This window comes from Streptomyces sp. UG1 (assembly GCF_049974585.1).
GTDB lineage: Bacteria > Actinomycetota > Actinomycetes > Streptomycetales > Streptomycetaceae > Streptomyces.
This window is the reverse complement of record NZ_JBNGGG010000051.1, coordinates 69,881-92,196: the sequence shown is the minus strand read 5'-3', so window position 1 is coordinate 92,196 and position 22,316 is coordinate 69,881. Positions and strand designations below refer to the sequence as shown.

The window sequence follows — 22,316 nt, the reverse complement described above, 5'->3', positions numbered from 1 at the left end:
GCACGCTGTTGAGTTCTCAAGGAACGGACGCTTCCTTTGTACTCACCCTCTCGGGCTTTCCTCCGGGCTTCCCTTCGATCTTGCGTTTCCGACTCTATCAGATCCTTTTCCGATCCGATCCCCAGTCAGCGGGGTTTGCCTTCGCGGCCGTTGGGCCGTTCCGACGTCTCAAACCTTAGCGGATTCTCTCGGCGATTCCCAATCGAGCCGCCGAGTCCCAATTCGAATTGAATTCGGGCACGCCGAAATCGACCCGGATGGGAGATCGTGCTGGTGGTTTGGGTGCCGCTCTCGCGGCGGGAGGTGCTGTCGCAGAACCGTTACGGCTCCGCGGCAACCCGAAGAACTTTACGGATCGGGCAGGGGGCTGTCAAGGATCTCCTGTCAAGATCTTTTGCGGCGGGCGCCGCGCCCCACGTCAGTCCAGGTCAGTCCAGGTCGCTGAGGCGGCCGCCGGCGTCCGGCTGGGCGTGCTCGACCCTGCGGAGCAGGCGGGTGAGGACGTCGCCGAGGTTGGTGCGCTCCTGCGCCGAGAGGTCCTGGAGGAGGTCCTCCTCGAAGACCGACGCGAGCCGCATCGCCTCCAGCCACTTCTCGCGGCCCTCGCGGGTCAGCTCCACGATGACGCGGACGCGGTTGGACTCGTCGCGCTCCCGGGTGACCAGACCTTCGGCGACCATGCGGTCGATGCGGTGGGTCATCGCGGCCGGGGTGAGGCCGAGGCGCTTGGCGAGGTCGCTGGGGCCCATGCGGTAGGGGGCGCCGGACAGGACGAGGGCCTTGAGGACCTCCCACTCGGCGTTGCTGATGCCCAGGGCGGAGGTCTGGCGGCCGTAGGCGACGTTCATACGGCGGTTCAGGCGGGACAGCGCCGAGACGATCTGCTCGACCTGGGGGTCGAGGTCCTGGAACTCGCGCTGGTAGGCGGCGATCTGTTCTTCGAGGGTCGGTTCGCCGACGTCGGGGGTGTCGCCCATGGGCCGAGTATGGCACGGGCCTGCTTGGTGTCGAAGTCCTTCGAGGTGTACTGTTTACCTTCGAAGTTTAGGTTTGAAGTCTTCAGAGTTACATCGAGAGAGGTGAACGTGACCAGGGCGATGGGCGCAGCGATGCGCCGGATCCACGTGGGCAATGCACTCAGCGCGTTCGGGCTCGGTTTCACCGTCCCCTATCTGTACGTCTATGTGGCGCAGGTGCGGGGGCTGGGTGCCATGACGGCGGGGCTCGTCCTTGCCGTCTTCGCCGTGGCCGCGCTGGTCGTGCTGCCGTTCGCCGGGCGGGCGATCGTCCGGCGTGGCCCGCTGCCGGTGCTGCTCGCCGCCTTGGTCACCGCCGCGCTGGGGGCGCTGAGCCTGGGGCTCGCGGGGAGTGCGGCGGCCGTACTGCTGTCGGCGGCCGCGCTCGGGGCGGGGCAGGCCGTGATGCAGCCGGCGCTCGCGACGATGATCGTGGACTGCTCGACTGCCCGGACGCGGTCTCGGGCGTTCGCGATGCAGTTCTTTCTGCAGAACCTGGGGCTGGGGGTCGGCGGGCTGATCGGTGGGCATCTCGTCGACACCTCGAGTGTCTCGTCGTTCACTGTGCTGTTCGCGATCGAGGCGGCGATGTTCCTACTGCTCGTCGTGGTGATGTCGACGGTGCGGATGCCGCGGGCACCGCGGGTGGACGGGGCGCCGGGGAGTGTGTCCGCGCAGGGGAGCTGGCGGCAGTTGCTCGGGAACCGGGCGATGGTGCGGCTGTGTGTGCTGGGCTTCGTGCTGTTCTTCGCCTGCTACGGGCAGTTCGAGTCGGGGTTGAGTGCGTACGGGGTCGAGGCGGCCGGGGTGTCGACGTCGGCGCTGGGGACCGCGTTGGCTGCCAACACCGCGGTGATCGTGGTGGCGCAGTTCGCCGTGCTGAAGTTCGTCGAGCGGCGGAGGCGGTCGCGAGTGATCGCGGCTGTGGGGTTGATCTGGGCCGTGGCCTGGGTTGCGGCGGGGTACGCCGGGCTCGGGCACGGGAGTCAGGAGATGGCCACGGCGGCCTTCATCTCCACGTATGCGCTGTTCGGGCTGGGGGAGGCGATGTTGTCGCCGACGGTTGCTCCGCTGGTGGCGGATTTGGCGCCGGAGGGGATGGCCGGCCAGTACAACTCCGCGTTCGCCCTGGTGAAGCAGCTTGCGTTGGCGGTGGGACCGGCGGTGGGTGGGCCCATGGGGGCGTCGCTGCATGGGCCGTATGTCGTGACGTTCTTGGTGTTCTCGTTGGGGATCACGTGGCTCGCGCTGCGGTTGGGGCGTCGGCTCAGTGCCGTGCAGGATCAGCCGTGGCTGGCGAAGAGTCGGGTGGTGGCACAGGGCGGCTCCGGCTCTCCGGCCCGTGTTCCCGGGGCCTCGTCCACCGCGTGAGCCCCGGTCACGCGCCCCGCGCCTCCGTGACCCGGAGCCGGTGGGCCGAGTGGGCGGCGGCCAGGGCTGCGGCCAGGTAGATCGCCGCGGCGAGTACCGCGAGCTGCCACCACGGGACGCTCAGGACGAAACCGGAGATCCGGGCGGCGAGCACCACGCTGGGGATGACGGCGATGATCAGGCCGAGCAGGCTGCTCACCGCGATGAGGACGGCGTGCTGGCTGAGCAGGACCTGGCGGGCCCACCGCGGGGGGATGCCGACGGCGATCAGCCGGGCGAGATAGCGGCGCAGGATGCGGGTCTGGCTGCGGGTGGGCCAGTACGGCGGCGAGGGCCAGGAACACCAGGCCGGCCGCGGTGGCCAGGAGCGCCGCCGGGGGCACCGGGTCGTCCGGCTCGACGTGGATCAGGAGGGCTCCGGCGTCCATGCCGGCGTCGACGACGGTCTGCTGCACGGCGCGGGCCTTGGCGTCGGGGACACCGGTGACCATGACCGGGCCGTGCGGCTGGATCGGCAGGTCGAGGGCGCTCGCGGTCGCGCGCAGCGTGATGCCGTCGGAGCCGGTGCGCCACTGGGCCGGGGCCACGTCCACGGCGGTGGCGGGAAGCTGGGAGGTACGGCCGAGGGGCTTGTCGCTCTCGCGGACGACGAGGCGCAGGCGTGCGTCTTTCCCGGTGGGCGCGTCATGGGCGTGCGACCAGACCAGCAGGCCGCCCTCGCGCAGTACCGAGGTCTGTTCGGGGTCGAGCCGCCGGCCGATCAGGCGTTCGACATCACGGGGGCTGTCCGCGGCGAGCAGGCTGCCGTCGTTGCCCTCCCGGACGGCCATGCGGGGGTTGTCGGAGTCGCCGGCCCTCAGGTAGCGCGCCTCGGTGCGGGGCAGGCCGTCGAGGGTGCCGGAGCTGTCGACCGCGCGAAGCGGTGCCTCGCCGGGCGGGAAGGTGTCGCTCTGGTGGCCGGCCAGCAGGACCTGTCCGGGGAGCACCGCGGGGTACGACTGCTTCTCGGCTGTGCGGATCAGGGTGTCCAGGAGGGTGACATAGCCCAGCGAGGCTCCGAAGAGCACGGTGAGTACGGCCAGGGCGGTACAGGCCCTGGCCCGGTCGGCAGCGAGCCGGCGGCGTACGAGTCGGCGGCGGGGTCCGCCCTCGGGCAGCAGCCTGAGCACGGCGGAGAACACCTCGGGGACGATCAGCAGGACGGCGGTGATCAGGATGCCGGTCAGGACCATGGCCTGAGGGGGCGAGTCGAGCCGGGTGGCGTACACGGCCGTGACGCACCAGGCGGCGACGGCCAGCAGGTGCCGTGCGTCGCGGGCGCGGCGAGCGGAGGGGCGCTCGGTGCGTGGCGCGCTGTCGTCCTCCGGTTGCGGGCGGGTGGATCCGTCGCGCTGGGTGCGGGCGAGCACCGCCGCGGCGACCAAGCCGGTCACGAGGACTACGGCGAGCAGGCGCAGCGCGGGCGTGGCGAGGTCGTCGACGGGACCCGCGGGGCGGTCGCGCAGGCGGGAGATCAGCAGACGGGCGACGATGCCGACGGCGACGCCGGCCACGGCTCCGCGGGCCGCCGCGGCCAGTGACCAGGCCAGCGCGGCCAGGGCGGGGCCGGCCGCGGCGGTCGTACGGGAGAAGCCCACGGAGGTCAGGGAGGCCGCGGTGCGCCTGAAGCGGCGGCCGTTGAGTCCGAACACCAGGGCGACGGCGGCCGTCGGCACCAGGAGTGAGGGGACGGTGTAGCCGGCGGGAGTCCTCTCGATCCAGGTCTTCTGGGGGCGTGCGATCAGTTGGTCCCTGGTGACCAGGGTGGCGGCCACGGCGTTCTGCGCCTCCTGTCTGAGGGCGGCGGCATCCGCGCTGTCCTGCTTGTCCTGCGCCCAGGTGCGTGCGGCCGCGGTGAAGGCGTCGACGACCGCCTGCTGCCGCTGCCCCGGCCACATCACGTCCATCTGCGCGGTCAGCACCGGGAATCCGGCGCTCAGGGCGGGGTCGAGCCCGGCCCAGGTGCCCGGTGCGAGCAGCAGGTTGGTGGTGTCCGCGGCGCGGTCGTCGACGGTGCCGACGACCTTGAGCCGTACGTCGCCGAGGACCGTGAGGGTCCGGCCCACCGGCGTGCGCACGTCGTCCGGTTCGGTGATGGCCACCTCGCCGGGGCGGCTCGGCCAGCGGCCCGAGAGCAGGTCGTACCGCTCGGGGTACGGCCGGGTGGTCCAGTCGCTCTCCAGTGCCGTCACGTTGCGGGCCGGCGCGATGTTGAGCTGGACGTCGGTCGCGCTGAGCACGACCTCGGCGTCGGGGACACCGGCCTGGCGCACCCGGGCCCCGAGGTCGGTGAGGAACGTGTCGTCGCCCGGCGCCAGGGACACTCCGCTGCCGTAGCCGACCTTGGCTCCGAAGCGGCCCATTTCGTTGTCGGCGACCTGTTCGCCGGACAGGGACAGCGTGCGCAGGGTCACGAACATGGCCATCACCAGCAGCGCGGCGACGAACACGATCGCCACCGACCGGGCCAGTGGCCGCGAGCGGGCCAGCCGCCGGGCGAGCCGGAGGGCCAGGCGGACCTGGCCGGTGAACGTCATACGGCCGTGCGTCGTGCCGTCGGATGAGGTGCCGTCGTGTGTCGCCCGGTCGTGCGTCATGCGGCCCGGTGCCCCCGTGTCGTCTCCGCGTCGTTCACGAGCGGGGTTCCAGGCGGCCGTCGACGACCTCGTAGACCGTGTCGGCGAAGTCGCGGCAGCGCGGGTCGTGCGAGCAGATCACGGCCAGTACGCCGTCGTCGCACAGCTTCCGGAACAGCTCGAACAGTTCTCGTGTGGCCGCCGAGTCCAGCGCGCCGGTCGGCTCGTCCGCCAGCAGCACCGACCGCTGTCCGGTCAGCGCCCGGGCGACGCCCACCCGCTGCCGCTGGCCGCCGGACAACTGCCACGGCAGCCGGTCCTCAAGCCCGGCCAGGCCGACGCGGGCGAGTTGTGCCAGCGCCTGTTCCCGGGCCTCGGCGACGGGGACGCCGCATGCCTCCAGGGGCAGCGCGACGTTCTCCGCGGCGGTGAACTCCTCGATGAGGTTGTGGTCCTGGAACACGACTCCGACGGTGCGCAGCCGCAGTTCCGCGCGCTGCGCCTCGCCGGCCGTGCTCACGTCGACGCCGCCGACCCGGATCTCACCGGAGTCGGCGAGATCCAGGCCGGCGAGCATGTTCAGCAGTGTCGACTTGCCGGAGCCGCTGGCGCCGTAGACGCACACGAACTCCCCCGCCCGGGCGGTGAAGTCCACCTCCCGCGCGGCCCAGACGGTCTCGGCCGCGGAGCGGTAGGCCTTGTTCACTCCGCTCGTCCGGACGAGCGGTGCACCGGCGGCTCCGGCGCATTGCCAAGTGTGAGGCCTCCTACGGTACTTGAAAGGTGAAGAACCGCTGCGGGGATCAGCGCTGCTCGTCGGCCAGGAACGCAAGTGCCCGAGTCGATGTGGCGGCCTGGGGCGCGGGGCTTCGGGCTCGTCAGGTCGTCGCCCGCGGCAACGCGAACTCGCACCACACCGCCTTGCCGCCGCCCGGGGTTCTGCGGGAGCCCCATGACGAGGCGATGGTGGCGACGATGGCGATGCCTCTGCCCGACTCGTCGGCCGGTTCTGCTCGGCGGCGGCGGGGGAGGTGGTCGTCTCCGTCGGTGACCTCGACGATCAGGCGGCGGTCGGTGCGGCGCAGGCGCAGCCGCATGGGTGGGGTGCCGTGCTGGAGGGAGTTGGCGACCAGTTCGCTGGCGGCCAGTACGCCCAGGTCGTGGAGGTCTGTGGGGAAGCGCCAGCTGGTGAGGACTCCGGAGGCGAAGGCTCGCGCGCGTGGCGCCGCTTCCACGCCGCCCAGGAGTTCCAGGGCCGCGTTGCGGAAGAGGTCGCTGTCGGGGCCGGTGCGGGCGGGGTGCTGGAGGACCAGGACCGCCACGTCGTCGTCGTGGTCGGCGGTGACGCCTGCGGTGCGGACCAGGCGGTCGCAGATGACCTGGGGGGTGCCGGTGGCGCCGGCGAGGGCGCGTTCGAGGGCGGCGATTCCCTCGTCCAGGTCCTCGTCGCGGCGTTCGACCAGGCCGTCGGTGTAGAGGACCGCCGTGGAGCCGGGGGCGAGGGCGATGGAGCCGGAGGCGTGCATCCAGCCGCCGGTGCCCAGGGGCGGGCCGGTGGGTTCGTCGGCGCGGTGGACCTCGCCGTGCTCGTCGCGGACCAGGATCGGGAGGTGGCCGGCGGAGGCGTACACCAGGCTGCCCTCGTTCGGGTCGTGGACGGCGTAGACGCAGGTGGCGATCTGGTTGGCGTCGATCTCCGTGGCCAGGCCGTCCAGGAGCTGCAACACCTCGTGCGGGGGGAGGTCCAGGCGGGCGTAGGCCCTGACCGCCGTGCGCAGTTGGCCCATCACGGCCGCCGCCCGCACTCCTCTGCCCATGACGTCGCCGATCACCAGGGCGGTGCGGCCGCCGCCCAGGGTGATCACGTCGTACCAGTCGCCGCCGACCGCGGCCTCGGTGCCGCCGGGGTGATAGGTGGCGGCGATGCGCAGGTCGTCGGGTTCCTCGAGCTCCTGGGGCAGGAGGGAGCGCTGAAGGGTGACGGCCGTTTCGCGCTGGCGGCGTTCGCTGGCGCGCAGGCGCTCGGCGGCCTCGGCGTGGTCGGTGACGTCGGTGGCGAAGATGAGGACGCCGCCGTCGCCGTCGGTCACGGGGGTGCAGGTGAACGTGTAGGAGCGGCCGTCGAGCGCCTTGCGGGACTTCAGGGTGCGGGGCTTGCCGCTGCGCAGGACCTGGTCGAGGAGCGGGAGCAGGCCCAGTTCGGCCAGTTCGGGGAGGGCCTCGCGCGCGGGTTCGCCCGGGGGGCGTACGCCGAACGCCGTCGCGTAGGCGTCGTTGACGTAGGCGAGGCGGTGGTCGGTGCCGTGGACGAGGGCGACCAGCGCCGGGACCCGGTCGAGGACCTCGCGGACCGGCAGTTCGTCCACGGCGGGGATCGGTCCCGCCTCGTCGGTGAGTTGTTCTACGCGGGCCGCGGGGACGGAGTTCGCACTCTCCCCTCGGCGGTCCTGGGTGGCGGCCGCCGTGGTCTCGGTCCGCGCTGCGGCGCGGCGCTGCGTTCCGGGGAGCCGGGCGCTCCAGCGCGTGAAGTTCACGAATCCTTGCCTCGTGTCGTCGTCTTCGGCCAGCTCCGGACCCGGCCGGGGGTCTGCGGGGTGGCACCCCGGGATTGCAGCACTGTGGGAAGAGCCTCGTGGGGTCGGGATCGGTTCGGGGATCAGTCTTGCAGTGCGGCCGACCTGGCCGACACCCGTCAGACGCCTGCCCTGTCGGTGGAGTTCCTGGGTCCGGTCAGGACGACCCCTTCGTGTCGTCTCCCTGGTTGAGGGGAGGCTTTCCACCGGCCGCGAGTTCGAACTCCGCTCGGGGATGTTCGAGCGATCCGAGGGAGACGATCTCCCTCTTGAAGAGCCCCGACAGTGTCCATTCGGCCAGGACACGGGCCTTTCGGTTGAAGGTCGGCACCCTGCTGAGGTGGTAGACGCGATGCATGAACCAGGCAGGGTAGCCCTTCAGCTTGCGTCCGTAGACCTGTGCGACGCCCTTGTGGAAGCCGAGGGAGGCGACCGAGCCCGCGTACTTGTGGGCGTACGTCTCCAAGGGCTCGCCGCGCAGGGTGTGGGCGATGTTGTCGCCGAGGACCTTCGCCTGGCGCAGGGCGTGCTGGGCGTTGGGGGCGCACTCGGTGCCGGGCTCGGGCGCGGTGACGTCGGGGACGGCTGCGGCGTCTCCCGCCGCCCACGCGTGCGTGGTGCCGTCGACCGTCAGCTCGGCGGTGCACTTGAGCCTGCCGCGCGCATTAAGTGGCAGGTCGCTCGCGGCGAGGACCGGGTGGGGTTTGACGCCGGCCGTCCAGACGACCGTACGGGTGGGGAAGCGGGCTCCGTCGCTGAGGACGGCCACCCGGTCGGCGCAGGACTCCAGGCGGGTGTGCAGGCGTACGTCGATGTTGCGGCGGCGCAGCTCGGTGACGGTGTAGCGGCCCATGTCCTCGCCGACCTCGGGCAGGATGCGGTCGGAGGCCTCGACCAGGATCCACTTCATGTCCTCGGGGCGGACGTTGTGGTAGTAGCGCGTGGCGTAGCGGGCCATGTCCTCGAGCTCGCCGAGCGCCTCCACGCCCGCGTAGCCGCCGCCCACGAAGACGAAGGTGAGGGCCGCGTCGCGGATCGCGGGGTCGCGGGTGGAGGAGGCGATGTCCATCTGCTCGATGACGTGGTTGCGCAGGCCGATGGCCTCTTCGACGGTCTTGAAGCCGATGCCGTGCTCGGCGAGGCCGGGGATGGGCAGGGTGCGCGAGACGGAGCCGGGGGCGAGGACGAGTTCGTCGTACGAGAGCTGTTCGGTGCCGGTGCCCTCCTCCGCCGTGGCGAGGGTGGTGAGGGTGGCCGTGCGCTTGGCGTGGTCGATGGCGGTGGCCTCGCCGATGATGACCCGGCACCCGGGCAGGACGCGGCGCAGCGGTACGACCACATGGCGTGGCGAGATGGAACCGGCGGCCGCTTCGGGGAGGAACGGCTGATACGTCATGTAAGGGTCGGGAGTGACCACGGTGATCTCGGCCTCGCCCCGGCCGAGTTCCGGTTTCAGCCTCCGCTGGAGACGCAGGGCCGTGTACATCCCGACGTAGCCGCCGCCGACAACGAGAATGCGCGCACGTTCCTTCACCATCCCATGACGCACCCGGCGCTTGCGTTTGTCCACAGGCTCGACCATTTGTGTGACCGGAGATCGACGGCGCCGCGATTTGGCCGGATTGCCGGAGTGTGCGGAAACCTCGCAGGTCAATGGGTGTGCGCCGGGGGATCGCAGGTGGCGCAATCAGGACGTAAACGACCCGTACTCCGATCGAGGGGCGCTCCGTGCGGAACCTGCCCCTTCTGAATTGACCCTCGCTCAACTATGTTCGTGTGTCGACGGGGTGTAGGGGGATGCGCTCTTCGGGTCCGCGAGTCACACAGAACGGGCTCGTAGTCCGGGCTTGTTCCGCGACGCTCCGGCTTTGCAATGACGGGGAGAGTCTCCGGGGGGAGACGTCATTACCGGGGGATCGCTTATGCATGTTCAGGATTCTCGATGGTCTTCCGCGTCCGCCATCGCACCGGGCGGCGGGACGGTGGGCGGCACGATGAGCGCGGCTGCGGGCAACGGACGCGGGAACGGCCCGCGTACGACGCCGCTGCGCGTGGACGCACAGCGCAATCTGGAGCACGTGCTGCGTGCGGCGCGCGAGGTCTTCGGCGAGCTGGGGTACGGCGCGCCGATGGAGGACGTGGCGCGGCGCGCGCGGGTCGGCGTCGGGACGGTGTACCGGCGCTTCCCGAGCAAGGACGTCCTGGTGCGGCGGATAGCCGAGGAGGAGACCTCCCGGCTGACCGACCAGGCGCGTGCGGCGCTCGGCCAGGAGGACGAGCCGTGGTCGGCGCTGTCGCGCTTCCTGCGCACGTCGGTGGCCTCGGGCGCGGGCCGGCTGCTGCCGCCGCAGGTGCTGCGGGTCGGGGTCACGGAGGACGGTGCCGTGCTCGACGAGGCCCGGGTGCCGCAGCAGCGGATCCAGCCCGGCACCGGTGAGCTGCGCCTTGTGCCCGAGCAGTCGGCGGCGGTCGCGGCCGGCTCGGTGGACGACGCGGGGGCGGCGGCGCTGCTCGACGTGGTGGGCCAGCTCGTGGAGCGGGCGCGCGCGGCGGGTGAGCTGCGGGCCGACGTCTCGGTGTCGGACGTCCTGCTGGTGATCGCCACGGCGGCGCCCTCGCTGCCGGACGCGGCGCAGCAGGCGGCGGCCTCGGCGCGGCTGCTGGACATCCTGCTGGAAGGCTTGCGGTCGCGCCCTCAGGCGTGAGCCGACCGGCTCTGCGATCTTGACGTCGAAGGGGTGACCGAGAGGCGGGGTGCCGCGCCGCCCTCGCCTCGAGCACCCTCGCGGAACAAGCCGGGCATTTCGCCCGCGTTGCCCAATGCCCGCCCGGCAAGGGTCGTTTGAGCCTTCCCCGTACGGGCGAGGCCTAGTACTGGCACGGCGGGAAGTCCCCACGGACGGGTGGATGTCCTTACGGGTGGGTCCTGACCAAAAGCCGATGTGGCACCCTGACCCGGTGTCCGGGACTGGTAGAGCTGGCGGCGGGGGCTTTCCGCGATGAGCGTTGACGGGTGGGACGAGTCGCGCGGCGACGGTGACTCGGCGACTCCTCAGGTGCCGAGTCAGGGCGGGCGCGCGGATCTGCCACCGGGCGGCGATCCGGTGGAGAAACGTCCCCCGGGCCGCCGGCCGCGCGGCGGTGCCGAGGGCAGCGTCCCGGCACAGCGCGACCGGCGCGAGGACGGCGTGCTGCCACCGCCGCGCGAGCTGCCCCCGTCGGACGCCGATCTGATCGGCCGGATGCGCTCCGGCGACGACAGCGCCTACGAGGAGCTGTACCGGCGCCACGCGGAGGCGGTGCGCCGGTACGCGCGCACCTGCTGCCGCGACCCCCACACCGCGGACGACCTCACCGCCGAGGTCTTCGCCCGCATGCTCCAGGCGGTGCGCGGCGGTTCCGGCCCCGAGCACGCCGTACGCGCCTATCTGCTCACCTCGATCCGGCGGGCCGCCGCGGACTGGACGAAGTCGATGCGGCGCGAGCAGCTCGTCGACGACTTCGCGGTGTTCGCCGCGCAGTCCACTCGGGTGGCCGAGGTCTCCGACGACGACACATTGGACCTGGGCGCCGACGTGCGGGCGATGCACGAGGCCGAGCAGTCCATGGCCATGCAGGCCTTTCGCTCGCTGCCGGAGCGCTGGCAGGCCGTGCTGTGGCACACCGAGGTCGAGGACGAGTCGCCCAGCGAGGTCGCCACCCTCTTCGGGCTCGACGCCAACGGCACGCGCGTGCTCGCCAGCCGCGCCCGCGAGGGACTCAAGCAGGCCTACCTCCAGGCCCATGTCAGCGCCAGCCTCGCCGGCGACGAGGAGTGCGCCCGCCACGCCGACCGGCTCGGTGCCTACGCCCGCGGCAGCCTGCGCACCCGTGCCGAACGGGGCCTGCGCAAGCACCTGGAGGAGTGCGCCAAGTGCCGCCTCGCCGCGGGCCAGATCAAGGAAGTCGCCAGCGGTATCCCCGCCGTCGTGCCGGTCGCGGTCATCGGCTGGTTCGGCGCCGCCGGGTACGCCAAGGCGGCCGGGCTCATCGCCGGCGGTGCCGGGGCGGGCGCGGCCGGTGCCGCGGGGGCGGCCGCGGCGGCGAGCGGCGGAGCTGCGGGCGGAGCCGGTGCCTCGGGCGGGGCTGCGGGCGGGGCCGGTGCCGCGGGGGGCGGTGCCTCCGGCGGGGCGAGTTCCGGGGGCGGTGCGGCGGCCTCCGAGGGGCTGGGCGCGCCGGTGAAGGCCGGTATCGCGGCCGGGGTGGTCGCCGTGGGCGTCGCGGCGGCGATCGTGCTCGCGCTGGCCGGCAACGACAACCCGCCCCCGCAGACGGACGCCAAGCAGCCCCCCGCCCCCTCCCCCATCGTCGAGGAGACGCCGACCCCCGAGCCGCCGAAGAAGGAGCCCACCCCGCAGCCGCCGGCGATCGTGCCGGCAGTGGAGCCCGAGCGGACCCCGACACCGACCCCCTCGCCCACACCCCGCACCACCCCCAGCCCGACGCCCACGCCTTCGCCGACGCCGCCCCCCACCCCGACACCGACGCCCACCCCCACGCCGCCCCCGGCACCGCCGCCGGCCCCGGACGACTACCAGTGGAGCGAGCTGTCGTACGACCTCACCGGCGACGGCACCGAGCCCGAGATGCGGCTGCACGAGAGCAGTTGGGTGTGGCAGCGGTACGGCGTGTCGATCGCCGGCACGCGGTACGCGCACGGCGTCACCGTGCACGGCCGGTCCTCCGTCACCATCGACCTCAACCGGGAGTGCAACGCCTACGAGGCACTGGTCGGCGTCGACGACACGAACCTGGGGCTGGGCCGGTTCTCCTTCGCGGTCCACGCCGACGGCGTCCGGCTGTGGCGCTCCGCGGTCGTCAAGGCCGGGGACGCGGCGGTGCCGGTCCATGTGAACCTCGCCGGGCGCGAGACGGTACGGCTGGTGGTGGAGCCGCACGGCACCGTCGACAACCTGCTGCTGGCGGACTGGGCGGAGTCGAAGTTCAGTTGCGTGTAGGGCGGCGTGGGGCCGTTCACGGCGCCTGTTTCGCGGGGTCGTGCAGGGCGCGCACGGCCTCGGCCACGTCGCGCAGGACGTCGTCCTGGGTGAGGGCGGCTCCCCGGGTGTGCTCGGCGGCGAACCGGTCGACGCCCAGGGCGGCGCGGGCGGTGGCCTCGGTCCGCTCGGCGCTCGTGCGCTCCGGCAGCGGGCGTGGATGGCCGCGGCGCCAGTGCTCCGAGGCGGCGAGCAGACGGACCGCGCGCGGATGGTCACCGAGGCGGCCGAGCACATCGGCCGCGCTGTCGGTGATGGATGCCGTGATCACATCGGCACATCCGTTCTCCACGGCCAGGCGCAGCGCGTCGGCCAGCCGGGGCAGTCCACGCTCCGGGCCCGACTCGGCCGTCACGACCAGGGCATCGACGGTGTTCAGCAACGCGATGAACTGCGGCGGTGGAGTACCGCGGGCGGTCTCCACGCGAGCCGCCTCGCACATCTCACGCGCGCGTGCCGGGTCCTCGTCGTCCAGCGCCATGGAGGCCCGCAACAGCAGGACGAACGCCCGTGAGTCCGTCACGCCGTAGCGGTCGGCCGCGGCGCTCGCCTCGTCCAGCGCGGCCAGCGCGGCCGTACGCTCGTCCGAGCGGTAGGCGATCTCGGCGAGCCGGGCGATCAGGAACGGAATCTCGGCGTACCCGCCCACCTCGTAGGCCAGGCGCAGCGCTTCCTCGTACTCGCCCTTGGCCTCCTCGAGGCTGCTGCGCGACATGGCCGCCTCACCGGCCGCGCTGCACACCTGGGCCCGCATCCAGCGGTCGCCGACGCGGCGGCTGAGGACCCGCATCTCGGCGAGGTCGTCGTCGACACCTGTCAGGTCGCCGGGTGAGTCGACGACCATGTGCGTACGGAACATCAACAGGGTGCCGACCTCCCAGTCACCGCCGTGGGCACGGCAGTTGGCGACGGCGACGTCCATGTCGGCCCTGATGTCCCGCGAACTGCTCAGGAAGAAGGCGAGCAGCGGCCACACGAGGCCCGGCAGGCGCGCCGCCGGCGGGCCTCCGCGCCGGAAGAAGGCCTGCACCCGGGTCAGGTAGCGCCGCGTCCGCTCGTCCAGGTGCGCGTCGATCGGCTCCGTTTCGGACTTGAGCAGGATATGCAGGATGCGGAGGTTCATCCGCGGGGTGTCGTGGGGGTTGCAGGGCTCCTCCTCCGGGGTGGCGAGGAAGGCGTCGACCGGGTCGACAGGGGTGTCCGGGGGTGCCCCGAGCGCGTCCAGGGCGGCGCCGAGTCGCAGGGTCCGGTCGATCCAGGTCGCCCCCTCGTGGCGGTAGTTGCGCAGCCACCAGAACCAGCCCATGGCCAGGACCATGGCCGTGGCGTCCGGCTCGTCGCCCGCCGTCAGGGCGCGGTCGAGGGCGGCGCGGATGTTGTCCAGCTCGGTCTCCAGGCGGGAGATCCACGGGAGCTGACCGGCGGAACGCAGACGCGGGTCGGCCTCCTCGACCATCGCGCGCACCCACGCGCGGTGCCGGTGCACGGCCGCGAGGCGCAGCTCGGGGGCCTCGGCGGCGCGCTCCACGGCGTACTCGTGGATGGTCTCCAGCATGCGGTAGCGCATGCCGTCGGAGCCGTCCCGCTCGCAGGGGGTGGCCACGATCAGGGACTTGTCGACGAGCGCGCCGACGATGTCCGCGGTCGTCGGCCCGGTGCACACGGACTCCGCCGCCGTGAGGTCCCAGCCGCCCGCGAAGACGGACACCTCGCGCAGCACCGTCCGCTCCTGCTCGTCGAGCAGCTCCCAGGACCAGTCGACGACGGCGCGCAGGGTCTGCTGGCGGGGCAGGACCGTACGGCTTCCGGAGGTCAGGAGGCGGAAGCGGTCGTCGAGGCGGTCGGCGATCTGGCGGGGCGTGAGCAGCCGTAGCCGGGCCGCCGCCAGCTCGATGGCGAGCGGAAGTCCGTCGAGGCGACGGCAGATCTCCGCGACGGCCTCCTGGTCGCGCCGGTCGCGCAGCACGGCGTCGGCGTCGGGGCGGACGGAGGCCGCGCGCTCCGTGAAGAGGCGGTGCGCCTGGTCGGGGAGCAGGGGCTCGACCGGGCGCACCAACTCGCCGGGGACGCCGAGGGGTTCACGGCTGGTGGCGAGGATCGTGAGCCCTGGGCAGCGGGTGAGGAGGGTCTCGGCGAGGGTGGCGGCGGCGCCGATGACATGTTCGCAGTTGTCAAGGATCAGGAGTTGGCTGCGCGGGGCGCAGTACTCGATCAGCAGGGCGAGCGGGTCGTCCTGCGGGGCCGTCAGCTCGTTGGTCATGAGCACGGTCTCGCGCAGACCGAGCGCGCTGACCACCGCGCCTGGCACCGCCTCCGGCCGGTCGAGCGGGGCGAGCTCGACGAGCCATGCCTGGGGCAGGCCGGCGGCGGCCTCCTCGGCGAGGCGGGTCTTTCCAGAGCCGCCCGGTCCGGTGAGCGTGACCAGTCGGGCCCTGTGCAATTCGGAACGGATGGCGTCGAGTTCGAGTTCCCGGCCCACGAAAGAGGTAAGGCGGGGACGGAGGTTGCCGTTGCGTTCGGGGGGTTGGGGGCGGGGGCGGGGATGGGGATGGAGATGGAGATGGGGATCAGGTTGCGGGACTCTGCTCGCGTCGGTGGTCGTATCGGGAGTCGCGTTGGTGGTCGTCCGGTGCGGTGGTCGTGCCAGCAGCTCGGTGTGCAGGGCGCGGAGTTCCGGGCCGGGGTCCGTGCCGAGGCCGTCTGCCAGGGTGCGGCGGGCGGTTTCGTAGGCGGCCAGGGCGTCGGCCGGGCGGGCCGTGTCGCGCAGGGCGCGGATGAGGAGGGCGTGGAGCGGCTCGTCGTACGGGTGTGCCGCGGTCAGTTCCTTCAGCTCGGGTACGGCGGCTTGGGCGCGGCCCAGTCGTAGGTTCGCCTCGATGCGGGCTCGGGTCGCCTCCAGGCGGAGGGCCTCCGGGCGGGTGGCGGTGGTGGTGCGGTCGGGGAGGTCGGCCAGGGCCGGGCCGCGCCACAGGGCGAGGGCGGAGGTGAGGGTGTGGGCGGCGGTGGACGGGTCGTCGCGGTCCAGGGCGGCGGTGCCCTCGTGTACGAGGCGTTCGAAGGCGAAGAGGTCCACGTCGTCCTTCGTCGCGGTGAGGCGGTAGCCGCCGGGGGCGGAGGTGACGGTGTCCTTGCCGAGCGCGCGGCGCAGGCGGGCGATGAGGGCCTGAAGGGCGGCGGGGGCGTCCTGGGGCGGGTCGCCGGCCCAGACCTCGTCGATCAAGGTGTGGAGGGTAGTGACGTGGCCGGGGCGTAGGGCGAGGGCTGTGAGCAGGGCGCGCAGGCGGGGGCCGCCAATGGGTATGACGGTGCCCTGGTCGTCCTCTGCCTGGGTGACGCCCAGGATTCTGTACCGCACCTGGTCATTGTCGCGGGGGGGGGTGGATTCGGGGGCATGCGGTTTGTCGGGGCGGGTCGGGGTGGCGGGGTGTGGGGGCGGGCGGGCGGCGTACGGGCAGGAGGGGTGCGTGCGGGTGAGGTGCATGCGGGTGAGGTGCGTGCATGGTCGCTGTGGTCGGCCGGGTGCGGGACGGGATGGTTCTCGCCCCCGCCGCCCCTACCCGTCCCATCCTGAAGGGGCTCCGCCCCTTCGACCCCGGGCCCCTGGGGGCTGCGCCCCCAGACCCCGCTTCGGCCCTGAACGGGCCTCGTCCTCAAGCGCCGGACGGGCTGAAGGGTGCGGGCCGGCATCGAGGAGCACCGTTGGTGGCGTATAGCCGCCAGCGGGTGGGTGGGGGTTCGGGATGGCATGGCACCTCGCCCTCACACACCGCACCAGCCGAGAAGCGCGCACCAGCACTGACAAAAGCCACCCGTCGGCGCCGCCCGCGCACGCCACCCCCGCCCCCTACTACCCCGCCGAAATCACCGCACTACCCCCGCCGAACCACCGCCCCGGCCCCCAGCACCCCCCTCTGCGGCGTGATCCCCGCCGGTACCGCGCGCTGGCGGGCGGGGGTGCCGGTCCAGCAGGTGCCTCGGCGGGCCAGTAGGCGGTGTAGCCAGAGTTCCAGGGAGACGAGGTCGGCCAGGCCGTCCAGGGGGAGGGGCTCGCCCTCGGCCGCCGCGCGGAGGGCCTTGCGGACGACTCGGGCCTCCACCAGGCCGGCCTGCGCCAGCAGCGGTGTGCCGAAGAGGGACATCAGGGAGTCCGTGGCCGCTCTGAGGCCGGTGCGGGCCGCCACCGCCGCCGGTGCGTGGGAGGGGGCGCCCCAGCCGGGCGGGAGGTCGGCCACTCCGGCGCCCTCCAGGACCGTACGGAGGATCGCGGCACGGGCGCCGGGCTGGACGCGCAGGGCCTCCGGGAGGGCGCGGCAGGCGCGGACGACCTGGTTGTCGAGGAAGGGGGTGTGCAGGCGCTGGGAGCGGATCTCGGCGGCCTGTTCCAGGATGCGGATGTCCGCGGCTTGCCGGGCCAGGGCCGCACGCGCGCGGTGATCGCCCGGGCGCTGGCCGGGGCCTACGCCGTTGCGGCTCGTCGCCGTCTGAAGGCGAACCGATACTTCTGCCAGCGCCTCGCCGGTCAGCCAGCGTGCCGCCGGGCCCGGTCTGGCCCAGGTGAGCGCGGCGAGCGATGCCCCCACCGCGCCTCCGGGCTCTTCGAAGCGACGGTGCAGCAACCGGTCGGCCAGCGTCTCCACGCCCGTCCGGTACGGCGTGCGGGCCAGCTTGCGCGCCGCGCCGTACACGCGCGCGGGGACCAGCACCGAGCCGTCCGCCTTTGCCAGGGCCGCGACCGGGCGGACCAGGTGGCGGCGCTTGCGGTCCATCAGGAGGTCGGCCAGGCGCGCGGGGTGGGCGTCCAGGACCTGGCGGGCGCCGTAGCCGGTGAAGTGGTCCGCGCTGCCCGACGCCAGGCGGGCGCGGTGACGTGCCGCCGTCACCAGGCTCGGGCCGGGCTCGTCCGTCAGGGGGCCGTCCAGGTCGGCGTACGGCAGTGTCTGCTCGCCGCCCGCCACCACGACGTGGTGCAGGCGGGGGTTGGCCGCCAGGGCGCCGGCGCGTTCCAGCTCCGACTCGCGGCCGCCGACCGCCAGGTCGTTGAAGGTCACCGCCAGCAACCGCTCTCCCGCGCCCGTGCCGTGCCCCAGCACCGTGCCCGGCATGCCCGGGAGGCCGGCGGCCAGCAACGCCAATGTGCCTGAGGCCGGGCCCCCGGACAGGTCCGCGCCGATGCCCGGAACCGGCATCCCGCGCGCGGCCCGCCGCTCGGCCGGCCCCATCCCCGGCACCGGACCGGGGTCGATGTCGGGAACGTGGCGGGGCGCGGACAGACGCGCGCGCACCGCCTCCACCAGGGCGTCGCGTACGGCGTCCACCGCGCTGTCCGGATCGGCCGGCGGCGCCGCGACCGCCAGCGAGGCGACCGGCTCGTACCCGGCGACCTCGCGTGCCCCGGCGCGCAGGATCAGCGCATGCCCCGGCGGGATGCGCCGTACGCCGTCGTACGGGGTGGAGTCCTGCAGGGCGGCCGGTACGTCGGGGGCCGCGAGCAGGGCGGCCAGGTGCCCGAAGTCGAGGTTGGCCTCGATGAGGTCGGCGAGGGGGAGCGCGGCGGTCGCGTAGGCCGTACCGTCCGCCCAGGGGGTGTAGAACACCGGCCGCGCGCCCGCCAGGTCGCCGCAGACCGTGATCCGGCGGCCGACCTGGACGACGGCCGTGTAGCTGCCGGACCAGGCCGTCAGATGGCGAAGTGCCCCTCCGCGCGCGGCGAACAGGCCGAGGCGCAGTTGTTCGTCGCTCGCCCCGCAGGTGCCGAGGACCGCGATCCTGTTCTGCGCGTCGGCCTTCACCACGCGCACCTCGTCGGGGCGCCAGTCGCCGACCGCCCACAGCGGATCGGGGTCGCCCCACAGGAGTTGGGACCCCACCGGGTGCACGGTCTCGCCGTCGCTTCCGGTGGCCCCCGCGGAGCCGATTCCGGCGGCCACCGCGGCGGTGCTGCTCCATCCCACCAACCACCGCATGGACGCCTCCACAGGCTGTGGACAACCAGTGCACCGTACGAACCGGTTCACCATGCTGCCATGAAGGACGCGCACCGGAGCGGCGGCGGAGCGGCTCGGGATCGGGCAATCGCGCCCGCGCGGGCGCCCGCGCGCCAGGCGGCACGCGACCCTGAGTCCCGGACAACAGCCCTGTAGGGCAAGGGGATCCGAGGGGGTGCGACGGAGAGATCCGTGCGAGGGAGACAAGGCGGTTGAGCTGCGGCTGCGGCGCGAATGCGCCCCCTGAACGCTCCCTAAAAACTCCCCGCGCGCCCTCAAGTTCCGTGGTGAGAGCCGCAATTACCCCGCAGAGGCAGGGTCGATTTTCGGCCAAATCGGCGTTGTGGAGACAGGCTCGCGCACACTCCGTGCAAGCCCTCCGCACTACTCGCCGTGCTCGTTGCGCGCGCAGTCCGGGGAACGGAGTGCGCCCCCCGGACCGTTCCGCCGCCCGCGGGGATGGAGGCGGCGGAATCCCCCAGCCCGCTGGATCCAGTACAGCGGGCCGACCCACGCACGAGTCATGGAACCGCTCCCCCGATGGCTGGAGAAGAGCGCACGGACGGGCGCACAGCCACACAACGGGAGCACGCCACAACTGTGCGTACATGCCGCGTATTTGAGTACGGACCACAATCCCGCCATCCGGAACAATGCCCCTTAACGCTTGGGATGCGGCGAACTACGCTGGGTTTACGAATGCCGCGTGGTTATGCCAGCGCGGCAGCCGTCTGTGTCGAGGGGTGGCGCATGTCCAGGGAGCAACGCGGGCCGAACGAAAAGCTCGGCACCGTTCTCGCCCTCGCGGGAATCAGCAACGCAGGACTCGCCCGACGCGTCAACGACCTTGGCGCTCAGCGGGGCCTGACTCTTCGCTACGACAAGACGTCGGTGGCGCGCTGGGTGTCGAAAGGCATGGTGCCGCAAGGTGCCGCGCCGCACCTCATCGCCGCCGCGATCGGCCAGAAGCTGGGCCGCCCGGTGCCGCTCCACGAGATCGGCCTGGCGGACGCGGACCCCGCACCCGAAGTGGGCCTCGCCTTCCCCCGGGACGTCGGACAGGCGGTGAAGTCGGCGACCGAGCTGTACCGTCTCGACCTCGCCGGACGCCGCGCCGGCTCCGGCGGCATATGGCAGTCGCTGGCCGGTTCGTTCGCAGTGAGCGCATACGCAACGCCTGCCTCGCGATGGCTGATAACCCCGGCCGACAGCTCGGTCGCGCGCGAGGTGAGCCCGTCCGAGGGCTCCGGCGCACCGCTCAAAGTCGGCCACAGCGACGTACAGAAGCTGCGTGAGGCCGCCGAGGACGCCAGGCGCTGGGACTCCAAGTACGGAGGCGGCGACTGGCGTTCGTCCATGGTGCCCGAGTGCCTGCGGGTGGAGGCGGCGCCGCTGCTGCTCGGCTCGTACTCCGACGAGGTGGGGCGCGCCCTGTTCGGGGCCAGCGCCGAACTCACCCGGCTCGCCGGGTGGATGGCCTTCGACACCGGGCAACAGGAGGCGGCCCAGCGGTACTACATCCAGGCGCTGCGGCTCGCGCGCGCGGCGGCCGACGTCCCCCTCGGCGGGTACGTGCTGGCGTCGATGTCGCTCCAGGCGACCTACCGGGGCTTCGGCGACGAGGGCGTCGACCTCGCCCAGGCCGCACTGGAACGCAACCGGGGCCTGGCCACGGCCCGCACCATGAGCTTCTTCCGCCTGGTCGAGGCACGCGCGCACGCACGCGCGGGTGACGCACAGGCGGCCGGCGGGGCGCTGAAGGCGGCGGAGGGCTGGCTGGAGCGCTCCCGGGAGGGCGACAGCGACCCGTCCTGGCTCGGCTTCTACTCCTACGACCGCTTCGCCGCGGACGCCGCCGAGTGCTACCGGGACCTGAAGGCACCGCGCCAGGTACGGCGCTTCACCGAGCAGGCGCTGTCGAAGCCGACGGAGGAGTTCGTGCGCTCGCACGGGCTGCGGCTCGTCGTCTCGGCCGTCGCCGAGCTCGAGTCGGGCAATCTCGACGCGGCATGCGAGCAGGGCGTGCGGGCGGTGGAGGTCGCGGGGCGGATATCGTCCGCGCGCACCACGGAGTACGTGAAGGACCTGCTGCACCGGCTGGAGCCGTACGGCGACGAGCCGAGGGTGGTCGAGCTCCGGGAACGTGCACGGCCGCTGCTGGTGGCCCCGGCGTAGGCGCTCCGCTCGGAGGGCCGGGTCCTTACGCGTCCGCATATCGACACAGCCCCGCGCCCCGGTCGGGGCGCCGAAGTTCCCGGCGTTTGAAGTGACTGTCAGTGGTGCAGTGCATTATCGAATCCGGGAGGTGGGGCAGGTGCGGACGCTCGCTTACGACTGTGACGTGCTCGTCATCGGCGGTGGGATCGTCGGGCTGTCCACGGCGTATGCGATCACACGTGCCGCGCCGGGGACACGGGTGACCGTGCTGGAGAAGGAGCCGGGCCCGGCCCGGCACCAGACGGGGCGCAACAGCGGGGTCATCCACAGCGGGATCTACTACCGGCCGGGGTCGCTGAAGGCGCGGTACGCGGTGCGGGGCGCCGCCGAGATGGTCAAGTTCTGCGCGGAGTACGGCATCGCGCACGCCGTCACCGGCAAGCTGATCGTCGCGACGGAGCGGGAGGAGCTGCCGAGGCTGCACGCGCTGGTGCAGCGCGGGCGGGAGAACGGCATTCCGGTACGGGAGCTGGGCGCCACGCAGATCGCGGAGTACGAGCCCGAGGTGCGCGGGCTCGCCGCGATACACGTCGGGACGACGGGCGTGTGCGACTTCGTCGGGGTCGCCCGGCAGCTCGCCGAGGCGTCGGGGGCGGAGATCCGGTACGGCGCACAGGTCGAGCGCGTCGACCGGCGGGCCGGGCTGGGGGTGGCCGTACGGACCGCGCGCGGGGACGTCGTGCGGGGACGGGTGCTGGTGAACTGCGCCGGGCTGTACTGCGACGAGGTGGCCCGGATGACGGGGGACGAGCCGGAGGTGCGGATCGTGCCGTTCCGGGGGGAGTACTACTCGCTGGCGCGGCCCGAGCTGGTGCGGGGGCTGGTGTATCCGGTGCCGGATCCGGCGTTCCCGTTCCTCGGCGTGCACCTCACGCGCGGGATCGACGGCGGCGTGCACATCGGGCCGAACGCGGTGCCGGCGCTGGCCCGGGAGGGGTACGGGTGGGGTGTCGTACGGCCGCAGGAGATCGGGACGACGGTGGCGTGGCCCGGGGTGTGGCGCATGGCGCGGCAGCACTGGCGGTACGGGGCCGGGGAGCTGCGGCGGTCGGTGTCCAGGGCGGCGTTCACGGTGGCGGTGCGCAGGTTGCTGCCCGCGGTGACGTCCGATGATCTGGTGCCGGCGGCTGCGGGGGTGCGGGCGCAGGCGGTGCTGCGGGACGGAGGGCTGGTGGATGACTTCCTGATACGGGAGGGGGCGCGGGCGGTGCATGTGCTGAACGCGCCTAGTCCTGCGGCGACGGCTTCGCTGCCGATCGGGCGGGAGGTGGCTCGGCGGGCGTTGGCGGTGTTGGAGGGGGTGTGAGCGGGGCGCTGCGCTGCGGCAGACGCCGGGTTTTTCTCGCCCCCGCCGCCCCTACCCGTCCCATCCTCCAGGGGCTCCGCCCCTTCGACCCCGCTGGGGCTGCCGCCCCAGACCCCGCTCCGGCCCTTAAGTGGCCTTGTCCTCAAACGCCGGACGGGCTGGAACGCGCCGACCGGCGCCGAGGGGGGCCGACGGCGC

General features: G+C 72.9%; 12 protein-coding genes. 5 read left to right on the top strand and 7 right to left on the bottom strand.

Annotated elements, in window-relative coordinates; genetic code table 11:
• Positions 1–428: 428 nt before the first annotated feature.
• On the bottom strand, positions 429–977 hold the full coding sequence (locus tag ACP4J3_RS42560) for a MarR family winged helix-turn-helix transcriptional regulator (RefSeq protein ID WP_426542186.1): 549 nt from the start codon (positions 975–977) through the stop codon (positions 429–431).
• Positions 978–1,109: 132 nt separating this feature from the next.
• On the opposite strand from ACP4J3_RS42560, the gene ACP4J3_RS42555 reads away from it, so the two are divergent.
• Positions 1,110–2,387, top strand: coding sequence for an MFS transporter (locus ACP4J3_RS42555; RefSeq protein ID WP_426542190.1), 1,278 nt, complete (start codon positions 1,110–1,112; stop codon positions 2,385–2,387).
• Here ACP4J3_RS42555 and ACP4J3_RS42550 read toward each other — a convergent pair.
• From ACP4J3_RS42550 to ACP4J3_RS42535, 4 genes are all read right to left on the bottom strand, one after another.
• On the bottom strand, positions 2,300–5,023 hold the full coding sequence (locus tag ACP4J3_RS42550; protein WP_426542184.1) for a hypothetical protein: 2,724 nt from the start codon (positions 5,021–5,023) through the stop codon (positions 2,300–2,302). The genes ACP4J3_RS42555 and ACP4J3_RS42550 overlap by 88 nt on opposite strands.
• Before the next feature lie 34 nt (positions 5,024–5,057).
• Positions 5,058–5,708, bottom strand: coding sequence for an ABC transporter ATP-binding protein (locus ACP4J3_RS42545; RefSeq protein WP_426542182.1), 651 nt, complete (start codon positions 5,706–5,708; stop codon positions 5,058–5,060).
• 172 nt (positions 5,709–5,880) lie between these two features.
• Complete coding sequence (locus tag ACP4J3_RS42540; RefSeq protein ID WP_426542180.1) at positions 5,881–7,536, bottom strand: ATP-binding SpoIIE family protein phosphatase; 1,656 nt, start codon at positions 7,534–7,536, stop codon at positions 5,881–5,883.
• Between the two features lie 196 nt (positions 7,537–7,732).
• Entirely contained in the window at positions 7,733–9,112 is a 1,380-nt protein-coding gene (locus ACP4J3_RS42535; RefSeq protein ID WP_426542178.1) for an NAD(P)/FAD-dependent oxidoreductase, read from the bottom strand.
• 385 nt (positions 9,113–9,497) lie between these two features.
• Between ACP4J3_RS42535 and ACP4J3_RS42530 the strand changes: the two genes are divergently transcribed.
• Both ACP4J3_RS42530 and ACP4J3_RS42525 read left to right on the top strand, forming a co-directional pair.
• Complete coding sequence (locus tag ACP4J3_RS42530) at positions 9,498–10,280, top strand: TetR/AcrR family transcriptional regulator (protein ID WP_426542176.1); 783 nt, start codon at positions 9,498–9,500, stop codon at positions 10,278–10,280.
• Between the two features lie 294 nt (positions 10,281–10,574).
• Positions 10,575–12,572 carry a sigma-70 family RNA polymerase sigma factor gene (locus ACP4J3_RS42525; protein WP_426542174.1) on the top strand — a complete coding sequence of 666 codons (1,998 nt, stop codon included), beginning with the start codon at positions 10,575–10,577 and terminating at the stop codon, positions 12,570–12,572.
• A gap of 16 nt (positions 12,573–12,588) precedes the next feature.
• On the opposite strand, the gene ACP4J3_RS42520 is transcribed toward ACP4J3_RS42525, so the two are convergent.
• Both ACP4J3_RS42520 and ACP4J3_RS42515 read right to left on the bottom strand, forming a co-directional pair.
• Positions 12,589–15,966, bottom strand: a complete 3,378-nt coding sequence (locus ACP4J3_RS42520; RefSeq protein ID WP_426542172.1) for an AfsR/SARP family transcriptional regulator — start codon at positions 15,964–15,966, stop codon at positions 12,589–12,591.
• A gap of 514 nt (positions 15,967–16,480) precedes the next feature.
• A complete protein-coding gene (locus tag ACP4J3_RS42515; protein ID WP_426542170.1) occupies positions 16,481–18,574 on the bottom strand; it encodes an asparagine synthase-related protein in 2,094 nt (697 codons plus the stop codon).
• A gap of 771 nt (positions 18,575–19,345) precedes the next feature.
• Between ACP4J3_RS42515 and ACP4J3_RS42510 the strand changes: the two genes are divergently transcribed.
• Both ACP4J3_RS42510 and lhgO read left to right on the top strand, forming a co-directional pair.
• On the top strand, positions 19,346–20,770 hold the full coding sequence (locus tag ACP4J3_RS42510; protein ID WP_426542168.1) for an MFS transporter: 1,425 nt from the start codon (positions 19,346–19,348) through the stop codon (positions 20,768–20,770).
• Positions 20,771–20,909: 139 nt separating this feature from the next.
• Positions 20,910–22,118, top strand: a complete 1,209-nt coding sequence (gene lhgO / locus ACP4J3_RS42505; protein ID WP_426542166.1) for an L-2-hydroxyglutarate oxidase — start codon at positions 20,910–20,912, stop codon at positions 22,116–22,118.
• Positions 22,119–22,316: the final 198 nt, after the last annotated feature.

Excerpts from the sequence above, each read along its gene's own strand:
- ACP4J3_RS42560 (WP_426542186.1), bottom strand. The coding sequence starts at position 977 with ATGGGCGACACCCCCGACGTCGGCGAACCGACCCTCGAAGAACAGATC.
- ACP4J3_RS42555 (WP_426542190.1), top strand. The coding sequence starts at position 1,110 with ATGCGCCGGATCCACGTGGGCAATGCACTCAGCGCGTTCGGGCTCGGT.
- ACP4J3_RS42550 (WP_426542184.1), bottom strand. The coding sequence starts at position 5,023 with ATGACGCACGACCGGGCGACACACGACGGCACCTCATCCGACGGCACG.
- ACP4J3_RS42535 (WP_426542178.1), bottom strand. The coding sequence starts at position 9,112 with ATGGTGAAGGAACGTGCGCGCATTCTCGTTGTCGGCGGCGGCTACGTC.
- ACP4J3_RS42530 (WP_426542176.1), top strand. The coding sequence starts at position 9,498 with ATGCATGTTCAGGATTCTCGATGGTCTTCCGCGTCCGCCATCGCACCG.
- ACP4J3_RS42525 (WP_426542174.1), top strand. The coding sequence starts at position 10,575 with ATGAGCGTTGACGGGTGGGACGAGTCGCGCGGCGACGGTGACTCGGCG.
- ACP4J3_RS42515 (WP_426542170.1), bottom strand. The coding sequence starts at position 18,574 with ATGCGGTGGTTGGTGGGATGGAGCAGCACCGCCGCGGTGGCCGCCGGA.
- ACP4J3_RS42510 (WP_426542168.1), top strand. The coding sequence starts at position 19,346 with ATGTCCAGGGAGCAACGCGGGCCGAACGAAAAGCTCGGCACCGTTCTC.